14 protein-coding genes and 1 tRNA gene are annotated in these 16,828 nt (G+C 47.3%); 8 read left to right on the top strand and 7 right to left on the bottom strand.

Annotation, left to right across the window (positions count from 1 at the left end; all coding sequences use genetic code 11):
- Positions 1-2: 2 nt before the first annotated feature.
- Genes A6301_RS06340 through A6301_RS06325 form a run of 4 tightly spaced genes read left to right on the top strand, consistent with a single transcriptional unit; the run spans position 3 to position 2,731 of the window.
- A complete protein-coding gene (locus A6301_RS06340) occupies positions 3-611 on the top strand; it encodes a hypothetical protein (protein ID WP_234257364.1) in 609 nt (202 codons plus the stop codon).
- A 5-nt stretch (positions 612-616) separates the two neighbouring features.
- Positions 617-1,828 (top strand): transporter, encoded by a 1,212-nt coding sequence (locus tag A6301_RS06335; RefSeq protein ID WP_133169858.1) that lies wholly within the window; start codon positions 617-619, stop codon positions 1,826-1,828.
- Complete coding sequence (locus tag A6301_RS06330) at positions 1,828-2,346, top strand: C39 family peptidase (RefSeq protein ID WP_234257363.1); 519 nt, start codon at positions 1,828-1,830, stop codon at positions 2,344-2,346. The genes A6301_RS06335 and A6301_RS06330 overlap by 1 nt, the downstream gene beginning before the upstream one ends.
- Before the next feature lies 1 nt (position 2,347).
- Positions 2,348-2,731, top strand: a complete 384-nt coding sequence (locus tag A6301_RS06325) for a hypothetical protein (RefSeq protein ID WP_234257362.1) — start codon at positions 2,348-2,350, stop codon at positions 2,729-2,731.
- 33 nt (positions 2,732-2,764) lie between these two features.
- Here A6301_RS06325 and recG read toward each other — a convergent pair whose 3' ends face one another.
- The 5 genes from recG to gmk are packed head-to-tail and all read right to left on the bottom strand — an operon-like array spanning position 2,765 to position 8,614.
- A complete protein-coding gene (gene recG, locus A6301_RS06320; RefSeq protein ID WP_234257361.1) occupies positions 2,765-4,846 on the bottom strand; it encodes an ATP-dependent DNA helicase RecG in 2,082 nt (693 codons plus the stop codon).
- Positions 4,846-5,538, bottom strand: coding sequence for a tRNA (guanosine(18)-2'-O)-methyltransferase TrmH (gene trmH / locus A6301_RS06315; RefSeq protein WP_107169348.1), 693 nt, complete (start codon positions 5,536-5,538; stop codon positions 4,846-4,848). Before trmH ends, recG begins: the two co-directional genes overlap by 1 nt.
- Before the next feature lie 5 nt (positions 5,539-5,543).
- Positions 5,544-7,643 carry a bifunctional GTP diphosphokinase/guanosine-3',5'-bis pyrophosphate 3'-pyrophosphohydrolase gene (gene spoT, locus A6301_RS06310; RefSeq protein ID WP_137741149.1) on the bottom strand — a complete coding sequence of 700 codons (2,100 nt, stop codon included), beginning with the start codon at positions 7,641-7,643 and terminating at the stop codon, positions 5,544-5,546.
- 18 nt (positions 7,644-7,661) lie between these two features.
- On the bottom strand, positions 7,662-7,937 hold the full coding sequence (gene rpoZ / locus A6301_RS06305) for a DNA-directed RNA polymerase subunit omega (protein WP_005968230.1): 276 nt from the start codon (positions 7,935-7,937) through the stop codon (positions 7,662-7,664).
- 53 nt (positions 7,938-7,990) lie between these two features.
- Entirely contained in the window at positions 7,991-8,614 is a 624-nt protein-coding gene (gene gmk / locus A6301_RS06300) for a guanylate kinase (protein ID WP_215482550.1), read from the bottom strand.
- 319 nt (positions 8,615-8,933) lie between these two features.
- Between gmk and ligB the strand changes: the two genes are divergently transcribed.
- The 4 genes from ligB to A6301_RS06280 all read left to right on the top strand — a co-directional run bounded on the left by ligB (position 8,934) and on the right by A6301_RS06280 (position 13,669).
- Complete coding sequence (gene ligB / locus A6301_RS06295; protein WP_234257360.1) at positions 8,934-10,625, top strand: NAD-dependent DNA ligase LigB; 1,692 nt, start codon at positions 8,934-8,936, stop codon at positions 10,623-10,625.
- Between the two features lie 254 nt (positions 10,626-10,879).
- The gene (gene eptB, locus A6301_RS06290; RefSeq protein ID WP_234257359.1) at positions 10,880-12,559 is read left to right on the top strand and encodes a kdo(2)-lipid A phosphoethanolamine 7''-transferase; all 1,680 of its coding nucleotides are present in this window, start codon (positions 10,880-10,882) and stop codon (positions 12,557-12,559) included.
- A 132-nt stretch (positions 12,560-12,691) separates the two neighbouring features.
- Positions 12,692-12,768: transfer RNA gene (locus A6301_RS06285), tRNA-Pro, on the top strand.
- Between the two features lie 238 nt (positions 12,769-13,006).
- Entirely contained in the window at positions 13,007-13,669 is a 663-nt protein-coding gene (locus tag A6301_RS06280; RefSeq protein ID WP_233671780.1) for an Ail/Lom family outer membrane beta-barrel protein, read from the top strand.
- Between the two features lie 44 nt (positions 13,670-13,713).
- On the opposite strand, the gene A6301_RS06275 is transcribed toward A6301_RS06280, so the two are convergent.
- On the bottom strand, positions 13,714-15,318 hold the full coding sequence (locus A6301_RS06275) for an EAL domain-containing protein (RefSeq protein WP_234257358.1): 1,605 nt from the start codon (positions 15,316-15,318) through the stop codon (positions 13,714-13,716).
- Between the two features lie 92 nt (positions 15,319-15,410).
- A complete protein-coding gene (locus A6301_RS06270) occupies positions 15,411-16,610 on the bottom strand; it encodes an NAD(P)/FAD-dependent oxidoreductase (protein ID WP_234257357.1) in 1,200 nt (399 codons plus the stop codon).
- Positions 16,611-16,828 lie beyond the last annotated feature (218 nt).

Genomic DNA, 16,828 nt, shown 5'->3' with positions numbered 1-16,828 from the left:
ATATGAAAGTAAAAATAGTGTTAATGGCGCTATTTTTTTCCACAGCAGCTCAGGCTGTTGTCACTGAACTAAATGATGCTCAGCTTGCTAATATCCATGGAAAAGGTTTAATTGCGCCTATCCCTGGTATTATTTACCCGCCTCTTTTTCCACCGAAAAAGCCATGGACAGGAACAGGATCTGGTTATGTAAACCCATGGGTAAATATTAAATTCCCTAAATATTCGACTCTTAATATGGCTGGTAATCCTGGGATAAAAGCACCTTTAGAAGGGTTTCTGACGATTACTGAAAGAGAACCTTTTTATGGTATCCATTATATAAATATGTTACATGATTTTGGTGTTGATGAGGATCACAAAACTTATTTTCCTAATAGTGAGTATTTCCAAAAAGGTGCGATAACGATAACTGATACTGGTAACGGGAATAAATATACCGTAATAGGTGATATATGGCGAGCCTCGAAAAGTAAAAATGGAGGGTTTAATGATGCTAATGCTCCTATTGTTGAAGAATATTATCGTGTTATAAACAATGATGGAACTATGTCAAATACAGCGCTTAGATGGGCTAAATGGACTAGAAATATTAATGTGACAAGTTGGTGATGATAATGATTCTGCGAATTTTTGGTGCGGCAGCATTATTTTTCATTGGACCAATAGCTAGTGCGGATACAATCGAGTTAAAAAATGGGGATAACATTTCCGGGCATGTTATTTCCTTTAAAAATGGTGTTTGTGTTTTTGGAACCATTTATGAGTCTAGTATTAGGATAGCTGCAAAAGACATTGTTTTTATTAATACTGATAATGAGTTTACTGTTGCATTAAATAATGGTGATCGTGTCACTGGCTATCTTACAAAATCGGATAACAAACAAAAAATCACTCGTCATAATGTAAGTTACGATTTTAATTTTGAAGATGTTAAAGATTTTGATATCGTCAGGGATAGAGAAAATGTTATTTCAAAAATAGATAAAAAACAAGAAGAGTATAGCGCACCGATTAGTTACCTGTCAGATTATACTGTTCTTCTTAATCCAGGTGAGACGGATGTTGATTTTGGATTTAAATATAGGACATACAAATCGATCTCATCTCTGCCATTGCAAGGTCCTTATCAGGTTTCTAGTTATTCAGTTAAAAAACTATATCTTTATGTGTCTCCTCGATTTGGTGTGACTGAAAATTTAAGTGTATGGTTTAATCTACCTTATACATATACTCGGATTGAAGATGTATCAAGTAATGCTTGGAGTCGTAGTGCGGAAAATGGACACGTTGGTGATATATCTACGGGTATACAATATCGAATTCTTAAAGAGTCAATGGAATTTCCGGCAATTACTGGGTCTCTTTCTATAGGAATACCGACAGGAAGAAAAGAATTTGTTGAAAAACTGGACTCCTGGAAACAACCGTTGAACAACAGTGAAGGTTATTGGAGCGTCACTCCGGCGATTAGTTTTGTGCGTATCGTAGATCCTGTGACATTTTTTGGTGGCGTTTCATACGAAAAAACGTTTGAAACGAATAAAGGAAAAGAGAAAATAAAAGTAGGCGATACGGTGTCTCTTTATCTTGGGTCTGGATACTCTTTGAATAACATGTCTTCTTTTGGTTCTAAGTTTACTTACGCATGGACCGATAAGATGAAGTATTATGGTACTACCATGAAAGGAACTGATTCAGAAACCGAGTTACTTTCATTTTATTTCTCTTATCTACTATCCAGTAAATTGAGTATTATGCCAGAAGTAACTTTTCCTTTGGATTCTACAGGTACTACTGTCGGAATAACAATGACTAAGAATTTCTGATGAAAAGTTTATTGTGCATTTTTATTATGTTGATAATGAACTATTCATATGCCTATAACACATCGATTAAAGGGTGGGTTAATTTGCGTATGGATGGGATTAATCGGCAAACTACAGATTTTTCATGTGGGCCTGCGGCACTGTCTCTTCTTTTGAATATGAAATTTGGTATTGACATTAAAGAAATAGAAATAATCTCCGATATCATTTTTCGATCTGATAGTGGAGCAGAGAGAAGTAAGATAGAGAGTGGATTCTCACTTCTTGATTTAAAACAGCAGGTAGAGCGATTGGGATACCCTGCTAAAGGTGTTAAATTTGAAATTGACAACGAACTTGTTATATCTGAACCGATTATTATTCCTATCGAAGGGCCAGAATACATACACTTTGTTGTTCTTGATAGAATGAATAAAGAAAATGCGACGCTTTATGATCCTGAAATTGGAAAGATAAATATGCCAATTTATGAACTAAAGCACCGATGGAAAGGGTATGCATTATTAATAGGGGGGTAGTATGTCTAATGATATCAATGGTTTTTCTCGACTCCAAGGTGTTGATAATACATGGAAAATTCAACGTGATAAAAAAAATGGAGTTTTCAATGAAATATTAAAAACAGCCACTGACGAGTATAATAAGAAAAATAATTCACCTGTTTCTCTTGTCAGCGCACAAACGGGGAAAAATGTTTTTAATGTTTTTATTGAAAATTTTACAAATAATAAACTTGACGTATCTACAGAGATAAATGGATCTAAAAATTTATCTAAAGAAGAGAAGTTTATTTTGAATGGAGCTAATTCCTTGCTAAGGAATAGAATTATTTTCAATAAATATATATCTCAACTGGAAAACCCAGAATCGCGTATTGGAACCGTCACTTTTGTTAAAATATAGTATTTTTAAAATCTAAAAATATAGCTGATATCATCAGGCGTTTGTGTAGCGTACCCGCTCGGGTAGCCAGCGTTCGATGAGCGCAATGGCGTGCTCGGGATAGTGCTCATGCAGATGGCGGGCAACGCGGTGTACCTGTGGGATCAAATCCCGATCGCGCAGAAGATCGGCCACTTTGAACTCGGCATTGCCCGTTTGCCGCGTACCCAATAATTCCCCTGGTCCGCGAATTTCCAGATCGCGCTGGGCGATGACAAAGCCGTCATTGCTATCGCGTAGAACCTGAAGTCGTTTTTGTGCGGTTTTGCTCATCGGTGTTTTGTAGAGCAACACACAGTGGGATGCCACCGCACCGCGCCCAACGCGACCACGTAATTGGTGCAATTGCGCCAGACCCAGACGCTCCGGGTTCTCAATGATCATCAGGCTGGCATTGGGTACATCAACCCCGACCTCGATGACGGTTGTTGCCACCAGAAGTTGCAGTTCACCCTGTTTGAAAGCCTGCATCACCGCCTGCTTTTCCTGCGCTTTCATGCGGCCATGAACCAACCCAACCTTGAGATTCGGTAGCGCAGCCTTCAGTTCTTCGCTGGTGGCTTCCGCTGCCTGTGCTTCCAAGAGGTCGGATTCTTCAATCAGTGTACAGACCCAATAAGCCTGCCGACCTTCCTGCTGACAGGCGCTATTCACTCGTTCGATGATGTCGCTGCGGCGTGAATCTGGTATGGCGACCGTGGTGACAGGGGTTCTGCCCGGCGGTAGCTCATCAATAACTGAGGTATCCAGATCGGCATAGGCCGTCATCGCCAGCGTCCGGGGAATAGGGGTGGCGGTCATAATCAGTTGATGAGGATGAAAGCCTTGTTCTTCGCCTTTTTCCCACAGAGCAAGGCGTTGATGAACGCCAAAGCGATGCTGTTCGTCAATGATGACCAAGGCCAGCCCGTTGAATTTCACCTGTTGCTGGAAAATGGCGTGGGTCCCGACAACCATGGAAACCTGACCGTTAGCAATGGCGTCCTGCTGCGCCTGACGCGCTTTTCCTTTTTGTTTGCCAGCCAGCCAGCCGACTTCAAGCCCTAGCGGTTCAAACCACTGACGGAAGTTATGAGCGTGTTGTTCGGCCAATAGCTCTGTTGGTGCCATTAGCGCGACCTGCTTGCCATTGGCAATAGCACGTAATGCGGCCAACGCGGCGACCAGTGTTTTCCCTGAGCCCACGTCACCCTGTACCAGACGCATCATCGGGAAATCTTTCGCCATATCCGTTTCGATCTCCGCCACGACACGATCTTGTGCCTGCGTAGGGGTGAACGGTAGGGCGGAGAGCAGTTGCTGTTTCAGGCTGTCTTTAGCGGGTAGCGGCGAAGCTTTATGGCGCTGTTCCCCTGCTCGTACGGCGAGCATGCTCAGGTTATGCGCCAGCAATTCTTCCATAATCAGCCGCTGCTGCGCTGGGTGTTTCCCATGCTCAAGCTCGCTGAGCTGCATATCCGGTGGGGGACGATGTAACGTGCGCAGCGCGTCCGGTAGGCTAATGAGCGATCGGCTCAGTGATTCAGGCAGCAATTCATCGATGTGGTTTGCGGTGAGTAGCTCCAGCGCCTGATCGGTGAGTTTGCGCAGGGTCGCCTGACGAATGCCCTCTGTGGAGGGGTAAACAGGCGTCAGCGATTCCTGTAGCTCAACTTGGGTATTATCCCCCTGAACACGGTATTCAGGATGGATGATTTCTGCGCCGATTTTACCGCGCTTGATTTCGCCATAAGCGGTAACACGTTGCCCCGGCGCGAGGCTGTTTTTCATCGCTGCGCTGAAATTAAAGAAACGCATGGTCAGCATGCCGCTGCCGTCGCTGATTTGGCAGGTCAGCATACGGCGGCTGCCAAAGGTGATGTCGTTGCGTAGGATTTCACCTTCCACGGTGGCATACATGCCGGGAAGGAGGTCACCAATCGGGTAAAGGTGCGTGCGGTCTTCGTAGCGCAGGGGCAAATGCAGCAATAAATCCTGCACGGTTTCTAGCCCGAGTCGGGCGAGTTTTGCTGCCTGACTGGCACCCACGCCGGCAAGTGTGCTTAGCGGTTGGGTGTTTAGCAGGCGGCCTTTCATCAGCACTCCGACGATTGCATCGCGGCCCACCACGGGGTATCCGCTACAATCTGACCCTGATGGTCAATATAAGGGCGAGGTAGTCCTTTACGTTTTGCGACGCGCGCCAGTACCGGATAACCCCCTTCAAACAGCAGGCGCTGCTGCTCTTCTTCATTCAACGGGCTGTCTTCACGCTGATACATGCCAGCGATCTGGCGCTGGCGCTGTGCTTCATACAGGATCAATGCTGAGGCCACGGAGACATTCAGCGACTGCACCATGCCGGTCATCGGAATGATAATATCCCGATCGGCCAGTTTGAGCGCTTCGGCAGTAATTCCGGTTTTTTCTTGTCCGAGCAGAATACAGGTCGGTAGGGTGTAATCAATTTCCCGAAAATCGACCGCGTGTTCAGACAAATTGGTCGCCAGAACCTGCATCCCCTCATCCTTCAGATGGCCGACCGCATCATGTATGGTGCGATGGGTTTTAACTTCTACCCAGCTATTACTGCCCGCAGCGGAGGAAACCAGCGTTTTCATTCGGCTGGTGGGCCAAATGGCATGAACCTGATGTACGCCGACAGCATCCGCAGTGCGGATCACGGCAGAAATATTATGCGGTTTATGCACCTGCTCCATGCAAATCGTCAGATCGGGCTGACGGCCGTTCAGCATTTCTTTTATGCGTGCATAACGTTGAGGAGTCATGACAGCTAATTTCGGTTACGGTTAACTTTGATGACATCCGGCATTACGCGAATTTTACGCATAATATTAGCCAAATGAACGCGATCAAGGGTAGTGAGGCGGATAAAGGCGCTGTATACGCGGCCGTCCCTCTCTTCCGTATTGATGCTCTGAATATTGGAGTTCGCGGCGTTAATCGCTGCCGTCAGATTCGCTAGCGCGCCCTGATGGTTGAACATATCCACTTTGATTTCAGCGATGAACTCTTGTTCTGTCACCTTATCCCACTCTACAGCCATGAATTTCTCAGGTTCTTTCTGATAGCCGCGAATGTTGCGGCAGGATTCATGGTGGATCACTAGCCCTTTACCGGGGCTAACATGGGCAATAATTGGATCGCCTGGGATGGGGCGGCAGCATTTGGCAAATGAGATCATGACGCCATCTGCACCTTTGATTGGCAATTTGCGCAACCCGGTGGTTCCCAGCTCAGATTGCTCATTCAGCAGATTTTTCGCTACGACGACGCTCATGGCATTACCCATACCAATTTCCGCCATCAGATCGTCCAGCGTCGCGAGCTTCATGCGCTCAAGCTCAAGCTGAATCGATTTTTCAGGGATATCGGAGAGTTTGCGGCCGTTGCCTAATGCGTGGTTCAGTAAACGACGTCCGAGACTCACGGAATCATCACGTTTGAGGTTTTTCAGCATCTGGCGGATTTTGGAACGCGCTCTGGAGCTAACCACAAAGTTAAGCCATGCGGCATTTGGTCTGGCACCCGGTGCGGTAATGATTTCAACGGTTTGACCGCTGGTGAGCGACTGTGACAGCGGGTAAGGCTGACGGTCAACGCGTGCACCGACGCAGGCGTGGCCGATATCAGTGTGCACCGCGTAGGCGAAATCGACAGGCGTCGCGCCAGCGGGGAGTTCCACAATGCGGCCTTCCGGCGTAAAGACGTACATCTCGTCAGGGAAGAGATCGGACTTAACGCTTTCGATAAATTCAAACGAGCTGCCAGCACTTTGTTGGAGTTCCAGCAGGCTTTGCATCCAGCGTTGAGCGCGTACCTGTGCGGTAGTGCTGCTCTCGCCTTCTTTATAGGCCCAGTGCGCGGCAACCCCCATTTCCGCCATTTGATCCATGTCGTCGGTACGAATCTGTACTTCGACCGGTACGCCGTGCGGACCAATCAGAGACGTGTGCAGCGACTGATAGCCGTTGGCTTTGGGAATGGCGATATAATCTTTCACCCGGCCTGGGCGCGGTTTATACAGGCTGTGAACCTGACCGAGCACGCGATAGCAAGTATCCAATTCTTTGACGATGACCCGAAACGCGTAGATATCCATGATGGAGTGAAAACGCTGCTCTTTCAGGTGCATTTTGCAGTAGATGGAGTACAGGTGCTTTTCGCGACCGCTGACGCGGCAGGCAATCCCTGCTTCTGTCAAACGACCCTCGATTTCCGATAGGATTTTCTGAATCATTTCCTTGCGGTTACCGCGTGCGGCCTTAACGACCTCTTTAATGACGCGATAGCGGTTCGGATACAGCGCCTCAAAACCCAGTTCTTCCAGCTCGGTTTTGAGGTGATGAATACCCAGTCGGTGTGCCAGTGGGCTGTATATTTCCAGCGTTTCACGGGCAATGCGGCGACGTTTGTCTGGGCGTAATGAACCCAGCGTGCGCATGTTATGGGTACGGTCTGCAAGTTTGATCAGGATGACGCGAATGTCCTGCACCATCGCCATGATCATTTTGCGAAAGTTTTCAGCCTGCGCTTCTTTCTTATCGCGGAACTTCAGTTTGTCCAGCTTGGATACGCCCTCTACCAGTTCAGCAACGCTTTTACCAAAAAGCTGTTCCATGTCCTGATAGGTGGCGGGGGTGTCCTCTATGACATCATGCAGCAGTGCTGCCATCAGCGTTTCGTAATCGAGACGCATCTCCGCCAGAATGCAGGCGACGGCAACAGGGTGTGTGATATAGGGTTCACCGCTGGAGCGAGTCTGCCCCTCGTGAGCATCACGTGCAACTAAGTAAGCCTGCTGTAAACGTTTGATCTGATCTTCGGGAAGATAACGTTGAATCAGCAGATTAAGGCTTTCAAAAATGTACAAGGGCGACTCGTGGTGTGATTAACGGCGGCCTTCAGCAATTGCGGTGACCGCTTGAATCTCTGCGGCTTCCTGCTCTTGCTGTTCCTGACGGTCACGAACATCCAGAATTTGGTTGTTGATCAGACCTTCTTCGATCTCACGCAGTGCGATCACGGTGTACTTATCGTTTTCTTCAGGAACCAACGGATCTTTGCCGCCAGTCTGGATTTGACGGGCGCGACGAGCAGCGACCAACACCAGGTCAAAACGGTTACCAATTTTCTCTACAGCGTCTTGAACAGTTACGCGTGCCATAATGTGCTACTCCACAGGAAATAAAATGACTGGGCATCATACTGAAAGAGGCGTCAGTCTGCCAATAGTTTGGTGATTAATGCATCATGCCGAACCTGTTGTCTGCTCAAACGCAGACGTTCGGCGCGAATGATGGTTTTCAGATCGAGCAGTGCCAGATCGAAATCATCATTCACAATCAGGTAATCATACTCGCCGTAGTGCGTCATTTCAGCCACAGCCTGAGACATACGGCGGGCAATAACCTCATCACTGTCTTGTCCACGGCCACGCAGACGGCGAGCCAGCTCTTCTTTTGACGGTGGCAGGATGAAAATACTGCGTGCGTGCGGCATTTGGGCGCGAATTTGCTTGGCACCTTGCCAATCGATGTCCAGGAAAACATCAACACCTGTCGCTAATACCTGTTCAATTGCAGGTCGGGATGTACCGTAGTAATTACCGAAGACTTCAGCATGTTCCAGAAACTCACTATCCTGAATCATACGCTTGAATTCATCGACTTCGACGAAAAAATAGTGTTCGCCGTGGTTTTCTCCCGGTCGTTTCGCTCGTGTGGTATGCGAAATTGAGACCTGGGTGTCGTAAAGCGGCTGAGTTTTTAATAATGCCTGAATCAGGCTGGATTTCCCGGCTCCACTGGGAGCAGAAACGATATATAACGTGCCTTGAGCCATAATGAAGTTTATTTACGTTACGATGGTGGATGTTGATATGCAGCAGGAACATGTGCATATCCCCGCATTATACACGCCAATATGTCATCAGTCGCGCTGTGATAAATTCTCCGCGGATTGTTTTTCCGTTATGCCATTGGGCAAATCTTTTGCCAACGTGTCTTTTTGAGATTGCGACGCGCGTTCCTGTCTTTTTTACCGGTGTTGTAAACGATAAATCATCTTGCGGCGCGCTTGGCATTCCTCCTTTTTTTGCCTCGTCTTTTCCCCTTTGTTGCTATGTACTGCGCCCATTCGCGACTGGATGGCTGGAGGGACTATGTGGCTCAGGATTTACACTTTTTTGATCATCTGCGTTGTTGGGGGCATCAGTGGTTTTTCGGCTGCGGCCGAAATCTGCCCCGATTGGGATAACACGCGTTCGAACAAAGAAATTACTGCATTGCGTCAGCAGTTAGAACGGTGGGATGACGTGTATTACACCGAAGGGAAAAGCCCTGTAGCAGATGATGTTTATGATCAACTGAGGGAGCAGTTAAACCAGTGGGTTGGCTGCTTTCAGCCTCAAAACGTGTTTCCTGTCCGCCTACCCGATCATGGCAAGCAGCTCCATCCTGTTGCACATACGGGGTTGAAAAAATTGTCTGAACGCGAGCAATTGGTGCACTGGATCGCACAGCGTAAGGATTTATGGGTTCAGCCAAAAGTTGATGGTGTGGCCGTCACACTGGTCTACCAGCACGGCAAGCTCGTGTCCGCGGTTAGCCGAGGTAATGGCCTTCAAGGCGAAGACTGGACTGAAAAAGTTCGTCTGATTCCGGGAATCCCTCATTTACTAGCCGATGCACCTTCCTCGTTAGTATTACAAGGAGAGCTTTTCCTAAAGATGACCGATCATCGACAGCGTACTCAGGGTGGTGTTAATGCACGCTCAGTCGTGGCGGGTGAAATGCGTCGTCATCAGCCATCTCCCGTGTTGTCGCAGATTGGCCTGTTTGTCTGGGAATGGCCGGATGGCCCAAAGACGATGCCCGAACGTCTGAAAAAATTGCAGGAAATGGGATTTGCTATGGTAGCGGAGTATACCCATGCCATTGGGTCATTCGCCGACGCGGAGAAATGGCGTCACTACTGGTATAGCAGTCCTTTGCCCTTCGTGACGGATGGCGTGGTTATCCGCCAGACTAAAGAACCGCAAGGCCGTTATTGGCGTAACACGTCGGCCGACTGGGCGATCGCATGGAAATATCCGCCTGTTCATCAGGTTGCGGAAGTCACCGATGTGGCATTTTCTGTCGGGCGTACGGGTAAGATCGCCGTGGTGTTGAAGCTTAGTCCTATGAAATTGGATGATAAATCGGTCAATCGGGTGAATGTGGGCTCGCTGTCTCGTTGGAAGCAATGGGATGTGTTGCCTGGCGATCGGGTAAGTGTCAGCCTGGCGGGACAGGGGATTCCGCGTCTGGATAATGTGGTATGGCGTGGGACTGCGCGGCCAGCTATCACCCCACCCAGTGAACATGATTTCCATGATTTTAGCTGTTTTCGCTATAGCGCGGTGTGTCAGCAGCAATTTCTGGCGCGCTTAGTTTGGCTAAGTGGGGAACACGGTTTAAATCTGGCGGGCATGCGTGACGGGATGTGGTTGCGCTTGATGCAACATAATTTACTGGGGGATGTACTGGCGTGGTTATCTCTGACCGAAGCACAGCTTAATGCCGTCAATGGTATGGGTGATAAGCGGGCGCGGGATATTTACACGAGCTTGCAGTCGGCACGACAGAAGCCGCTATCTCGCTGGCTACTTGCATTGGGTATTCCTGTTCCCCGCTCAGCGATGAGTGCATTGGATCATGTGGATTGGCTGGCGTTACAGCAACGGACGATACAGCAGTGGCGACAGTTTTCGGGTATTGGAGAACGGCGTGCAGAAGAAATTATGGCGTTCCTGAATCACCCCATCGTTGTGGAACTCATTGCCCGATTGCATCGCGAGGGTATACCTCAATAATTGGTCGTGTTTTCTTAGAACATGTTGGGTCACGCAGTTTATTTTTTCGTGGATTCATTCACATAAAAGAACAGTTTTTTCCTGTTTCCTTCACTTCATTATAAGTAATATTTACTCATTAACGGTCTAAGCCTATTTGCTGTTTTGCGATATAAAAAAGCCTGAGCGTCTGATTATTTTCGTTGAACTCAGGCATAGGGATGTTGTCGTATATCTTCAGATAATAAGAAAGGTTTGTTGGAGCACTTGTCATAATGAAGTTTGTAGCATCTTTTTCGCAACCCAAGTTATCGTTTGTCCTGGCAATCTATATTGGTCTTTTTCTCAATATCTCAGTGTATTACCGCCGATTTGATTATTTTTCACTCGCTGCTGGCAGCCAGATTCCAACGCTTATTCCCGCTCTTGTCGAATTGACAGCAAGTATCTTATTCACCTTTTTCCTGATGAGAATTATTTCACTTGGGGGACGCCGTTTTTATCGGATTATCGCTTCTCTTTTAGTGCTGATTTCTGTTTCCGCTAGTTATTACATGACGTTTTTCAATGTCGTGATTGGCTATGGGATTGTTGCAGCAGTCATGACCACGGATATTGATCTTTCTAAAGAAGTTATCGGCTTTCGTTTTTTCCTATGGATGCTAGTGGTGAGTGCGTTGCCATTATTTTTGATCTGGAAGAACTCACTGCGTGATACGTTGATCGAACAACTTAAATCGCCAGGGAAGCGTTTGATTCCTCTTTTGGTTCTTGTCGCTGTCGTTGCACTCGTGTGGATGCCACTTCGCTATATGGACAAGGCTCAGTCGGTGTCTGAACGAGAATCCAATGTGGATTTACCTAGCTATGGCGGCGTTGTGGCTCATTCTTATTTGCCTTCTAACTGGTTATCCGCATTAGGGTTATTTGCATACACCAAGTATGACGAGAGTCAGGATTCCTCCAATCTTTTTGACCCCGCTCAGCATTTTACCTATGTCCCGCCGAAAGGTATTGATGATACTTACGTGGTTTTCATTATTGGTGAAACAACCCGTTGGGATCATATGGGGCTGTTAGGCTACGAGCGAGATACGACGCCGAAGTTATCAAAAGAAAAAAATCTGGTCGCATTCCGTGGCCAATCGTGTGATACCTCGACCAAACTTTCCATGCGCTGTATGTTTGTGCGAGAAGGCGGTACGGAAGACAACCCGCAGCGAACGCTAAAAGAACAGAACGTCTTTGCCGTAATGAAAGAGCTGGGCTTTACCTCCGAACTGTTTGCGATGCAAAGTGAGGTGTGGTTTTACAATAGCATTGAGGCGAACAACTATTCCTTCCGAGAAATGATCGCGTCAGAGAAACAGAATGACGGCAAATCGGTGCAGGATATGTTGCTAGTTGATGAGGTCAAGGAGTCGCTGGCACGCTACCCTCAAGGTAAGCACCTGATAGTGTTGCATACCAAAGGCTCTCACTATCTGTATTCTATGCGATATCCCCGCAGCTATGCGCGCTATCAGCCAGAATGTATGGGCGTTGATGCCTCCTGTTCGCGTGAGCAGTTGATTAATGCTTTTGACAATAGCGTGCTCTATACCGATAGCTTTATTGATAGCGTGATCGATCAGGTGCGGGACAAGAAAGCGATCGTGTTTTATGCCTCCGATCACGGTGAGTCTATTGATGATAACTACCATTTGCACGGCACGCCGCGTCAGATGGCACCACCTGAGCAGTTCCGTTCACCGATGATGGTGTGGACATCGGATAAGTTTCTGGCTGACGCCGATAATTTACATGCATTTGAGCAGTTAAAGGCTCAGCAGCGCGTTGGCAAAACACATCGCCATGAAGAGCTGTTTGATACGATTCTTGGATGTTTGGGATACACGTCGCCTGACGGCGGTATTAATCCTAAGAATAATTGGTGTCAGAAACCTGCTGATTGACATGAATCACGGACAAGGACGTCGATTTCAGGCTTGTAAATACAAGGGATGGATACTTTAACGGCAGCCGGAATCCTTTTGTGAAAAAGGGATTGACGCTTCAATGAGGTAGCAGTAATATGCGCCCGCATTCGGCGAGTAGCGCAGCTTGGTAGCGCAACTGGTTTGGGACCAGTGGGTCGGAGGTTCGAATCCTCTCTCGCCGACCACTTTATTTCTCAATAGATAATCCCCTCTTCTTTTATTTTCCGATACTCTCTGATTTTACCTTATTCCTTTGTAAAAAAAGATTCTTATATCAACGTTACTTGGCGTTGGGAATTGCTCTATTTCCTTTGTTTTTAGTTCGGAATGTTCCCAAAAATAGAGCGGAAAAGCATGCGTTAATCTTCCTGGATAATATGTATCTTTTTGTTTTTTAATGATTAAAAACAAGAATTCCCTCAGGTGTTTGAAAATAATACAGGCTTTACCTCGCCGTATTTAAATGTAAGTTTATGTGCGGTCAACATTCGCGATACTTACCTATTCGCTTTGTTGAAGCCGTCTTTTTATTCAAACATGGAAGATGTTTCTATCATGAAAAAAACAACACTGCTGCTTTCCACTCTGATTGCTTGTGCCATGGGAATGTCTGCTGCTCAGGCGACACAAACGGTATCATTGGGTTATGCCCAGGCGAAAGTTGATGACTTTAAAGATCCAAAAGGGATTACGGCAAAATATCACTATCAGGGTGATTCCGCTCTAGGAATTATTGCTTCCTTCACTTATCTGGGGGCAAAAGAAGAGTATTATGATCGTGACTTCAATTCCTACGATACGACTAAACTTAAATATTATTCCTTGATGGCTGGGCCATCCTATCGTTTTAACGATGTCGTTAGTGTTTATGGCCTTGCAGGTGTTGGTCATGGAAAAGTGGATTGGAAATACGATTACGGCACTTTTGCTGATTCAGGCAGCGAGAAAGAAACCCGCTTTGCTTACGGCGCTGGTATCCAAATCACACCGGTAGCAAACTGGGCAATTGATATTGGCTACGAAGGCACGAAAATCTACGAAACGCGTGTAGATAGCTTTAATATTGGCGTCGGCTATCGTTTCTAATTTGTCTGAATATAGAAAACCGGTGGACAAGCTTCTGCCGGTTATTACTTCTTTTCCCTCTCTTCTTTTTTATTCATAAAGCTCTCTATCGATTTATTACTATGATAGTGCAGCCATACTAGCAACGATTCATTGTTCATCGGCTTCGCATAAAGAAATCCCTGTATATATTTGACGCCGTGCTGTTGTAAATACATGAGTTGTTGCGTGGTTTCCACGCCTTCTGCTATCGATTGAAGTTTGATGCGATGACTCAAATTAATAATGGCATCAAGAATGGGGGCTTCTTCATCCGGTGATGAAATGGCACTGACGAATCCCTGATCGATTTTCAGGCAATCCAGTGGGAAATTTTGCAGATAAGAGAGTGAACAGTGGCCGGTGCCGAAGTCATCGATGGCGATCATAAAGCCATCTTCACGTAGTTGATGCAGGCGCTGTATGACTTCAGGGCCGTTGCTAATGAGGTTACGTTCTGTCAGTTCCAGCGTAATGCTTAATGAATGAGAGGCAACTTTTTCTGCGAACCGATGTACGTCTGAAACGAAATTTGGGTGATGTAGATGCTCGGCTGCCACGTTAAGGCTCAGATGAAATCCGGGTTTTACCTGCCAACTGGCGATATCGGCTGCGACCAGATCAAATAAATGTCGGGTGATGGGGATAATCATGCTTTCTGCTTCGGCGGCAGAGATAAATATATCGGGTCTGATCCACTGTCCATTACTGCGCCGCCAGCGCAGTAATGTCTCAACGCCGATGCAGGATTGCGATTCTGCATCATAGATGGGCTGGTAATATACGGAAAATTCGCCTTTGGCGATGCCTTTACGGAGCTCGTCGCGGAATAATAATTTACGTTTTTGCCAGTACCACATCATCGCGAAGAAGAGCAGGGAGAGAATCATTGCCAGCGGCAAGAACGTGAAGAACGCCTGCTTCCAGTTTGCGACAGATTGAGAAGTTGGTGCGGTAACCGTGAGGGCTATCGGGAAAGCGCTCGATTTTATTTCAAGAGCTGAGGTAGAAAATAAGCCTGAGTTGAGCGTAATGATCGGGCCAATTTGAATGGGGTAGCCGTTGCCGATCTTCAGTGTAAGTTGATAGCCGCGGGTTTGGCTGATCGCCGTCATAAGATCGATCAGGTACTGCGCGTCAACCATGGTGTAAGCGCCATAACCCGTGAGGGGCATCTGCACGAAGATGATTGCAGGGCGTGTTCTCACGTTGTCTGAGCCTGCAATTGACAGGCTCCAGCGTTCAGAATAGGTATCCGGCAGCGGCTGTTGAATGACGCGACTTATTGGTGTCAGTGCGTTGCCAAACGTTGAAGAGCAGTAGACATCGGTATTATGGGTGACGCCGATCGCGCGAAAGTAAGGAAAAATCGAGCCAAGACGTTGCAGCGCATCACTGATGGCATCACAGGACTGACCATGAAAGTGCTGGAGGCGATCCACCATCTTCCACGCCTGCGTGGAAATATTCTCAGCATGATTCATTGCGATTTGCGCTGTGGCTTCCAAATCGCGTTTTACCATTAACCTGGATTCTACAAAAGTGAACAGTAATCCCAGCAGCAGTGGCAGCATACCTGCTGTCAGTAACTGCAACATGTTGATTTTACGTTCACTACGTCTGGGGCTCATTCACATCTCCTTTCTGGCAGCAGAGGCCTATGTAGAGACGTCCCTTTCTCCATTAACTAAAGGAGAGCGCTGAATAGAGGTTATTATAGTGCCTATTTGCTAAAAGGCAGCGCTTGTGCGCAGGCCCATGCCGAACTCCACGCCCATTGGAAATTATAGCCGCCCAGCCAGCCAGTTACGTCGACCACTTCACCGATGAAATACAGCCCTGGCACTGAATTAGCTTCCATGGTTTTGGAAGACAGCGCGCGGGTGTCAACACCGCCGATGGTCACTTCTGCGGTACGGTAGCCTTCCGTACCATTCGGCTGTACGCGCCACTGTTGCAGGCTTTGTTCAATTTGTAGCTGCTGTGCGCTGTTGAGCTGTTTCAACGTTACATCTGGCAGTTGTCCTAGTGTTTGCAGGCATTCAACCAGTCGTTTAGGTAGCCACTGTGCCAACGTATTTTTCAGGCTTTGGTTTGGATGGGCACTACGTTCATCATTGATGAGCTGGGCGAGATTGTGTCCGGGTAGTAAGTTAATGGTGACGAATTCACCCGCTTGCCAGTAGCTGGAAATTTGCAAAATAGCGGGGCCAGAGAGCCCACGATGTGTGAACAGGATGTTTTCACGGAACGTCACGCCATTTTCTGCGGTGATGACGGTAGGTACAGAAACGCCGGAGAGCGTTTGCAACTGTTCGAGTAGTGGTTTGTGCAGCGTAAAGGGGACTAGCGCGGCGCGGGTTGGGAGTACGTTAAGACCAAACTGCGCGGCAAGCTGGTAACCGAACGGCGTTGCGCCTAGACCGGGCATCGACAAGCCGCCGCAGGCAACGACCAGTGATACGCTTTGGAATGATGTACCGTTGCTGAGGTGGATGGTGAACAGATCGTCTGATTTCGCCACTGAGGTGACTTCACTGCGCAGACGAAGGGTGACGTTAGCCTGCTCGCATTCTGTTACCAGCATATCCACAATTTGCTGTGCGGAGTCATCGCAAAATAGCTGGCCAAGTGTTTTCTCGTGGTAAGCGATGCGGTGGCTGTTGATCAAACTAATGAAATCCCATTGGGTATAACGTGCCAGTGCCGATTTACAGAAGTGAGGATTGTGGGACAGATACGCGGCCGGCTCCGCATACATATTGGTAAAGTTGCAGCGTCCGCCGCCGGACATCAATATTTTACGCCCCGCCTTCTTGCCGTTATCGAGCAGTAGAACACGCAGCCCACGCTGTCCCGCCTGTGCGGCACAAAACATGCCTGCTGCACCAGCACCGATGATGACAACGTCAAACTGTTCCACAATGCATTTCTCCGATGAGTGATTGATTACCGCAGGCAAATGGGCCATTGGGGCGGCAAATTGTAGTGTTGGTTTTTGTTCGATACCAGCGTAACAATTTGCATGTTTTAGTAAAAATATATAATTAATTGATTTATATTGATTAAGTGGTTTTCTTGTCGATGCTCGTCACATTTTAAGTCAAAAAAATGTCATATTTTCCTTTTCCCCACCCCTGC

Source organism: Pectobacterium sp. IFB5596 (assembly GCF_021432585.1).
GTDB lineage: Bacteria > Pseudomonadota > Gammaproteobacteria > Enterobacterales > Enterobacteriaceae > Pectobacterium > Pectobacterium punjabense.
Note: the sequence above shows the minus strand (reverse complement) of the source record. Positions and strands in the feature narration are given on the sequence as shown.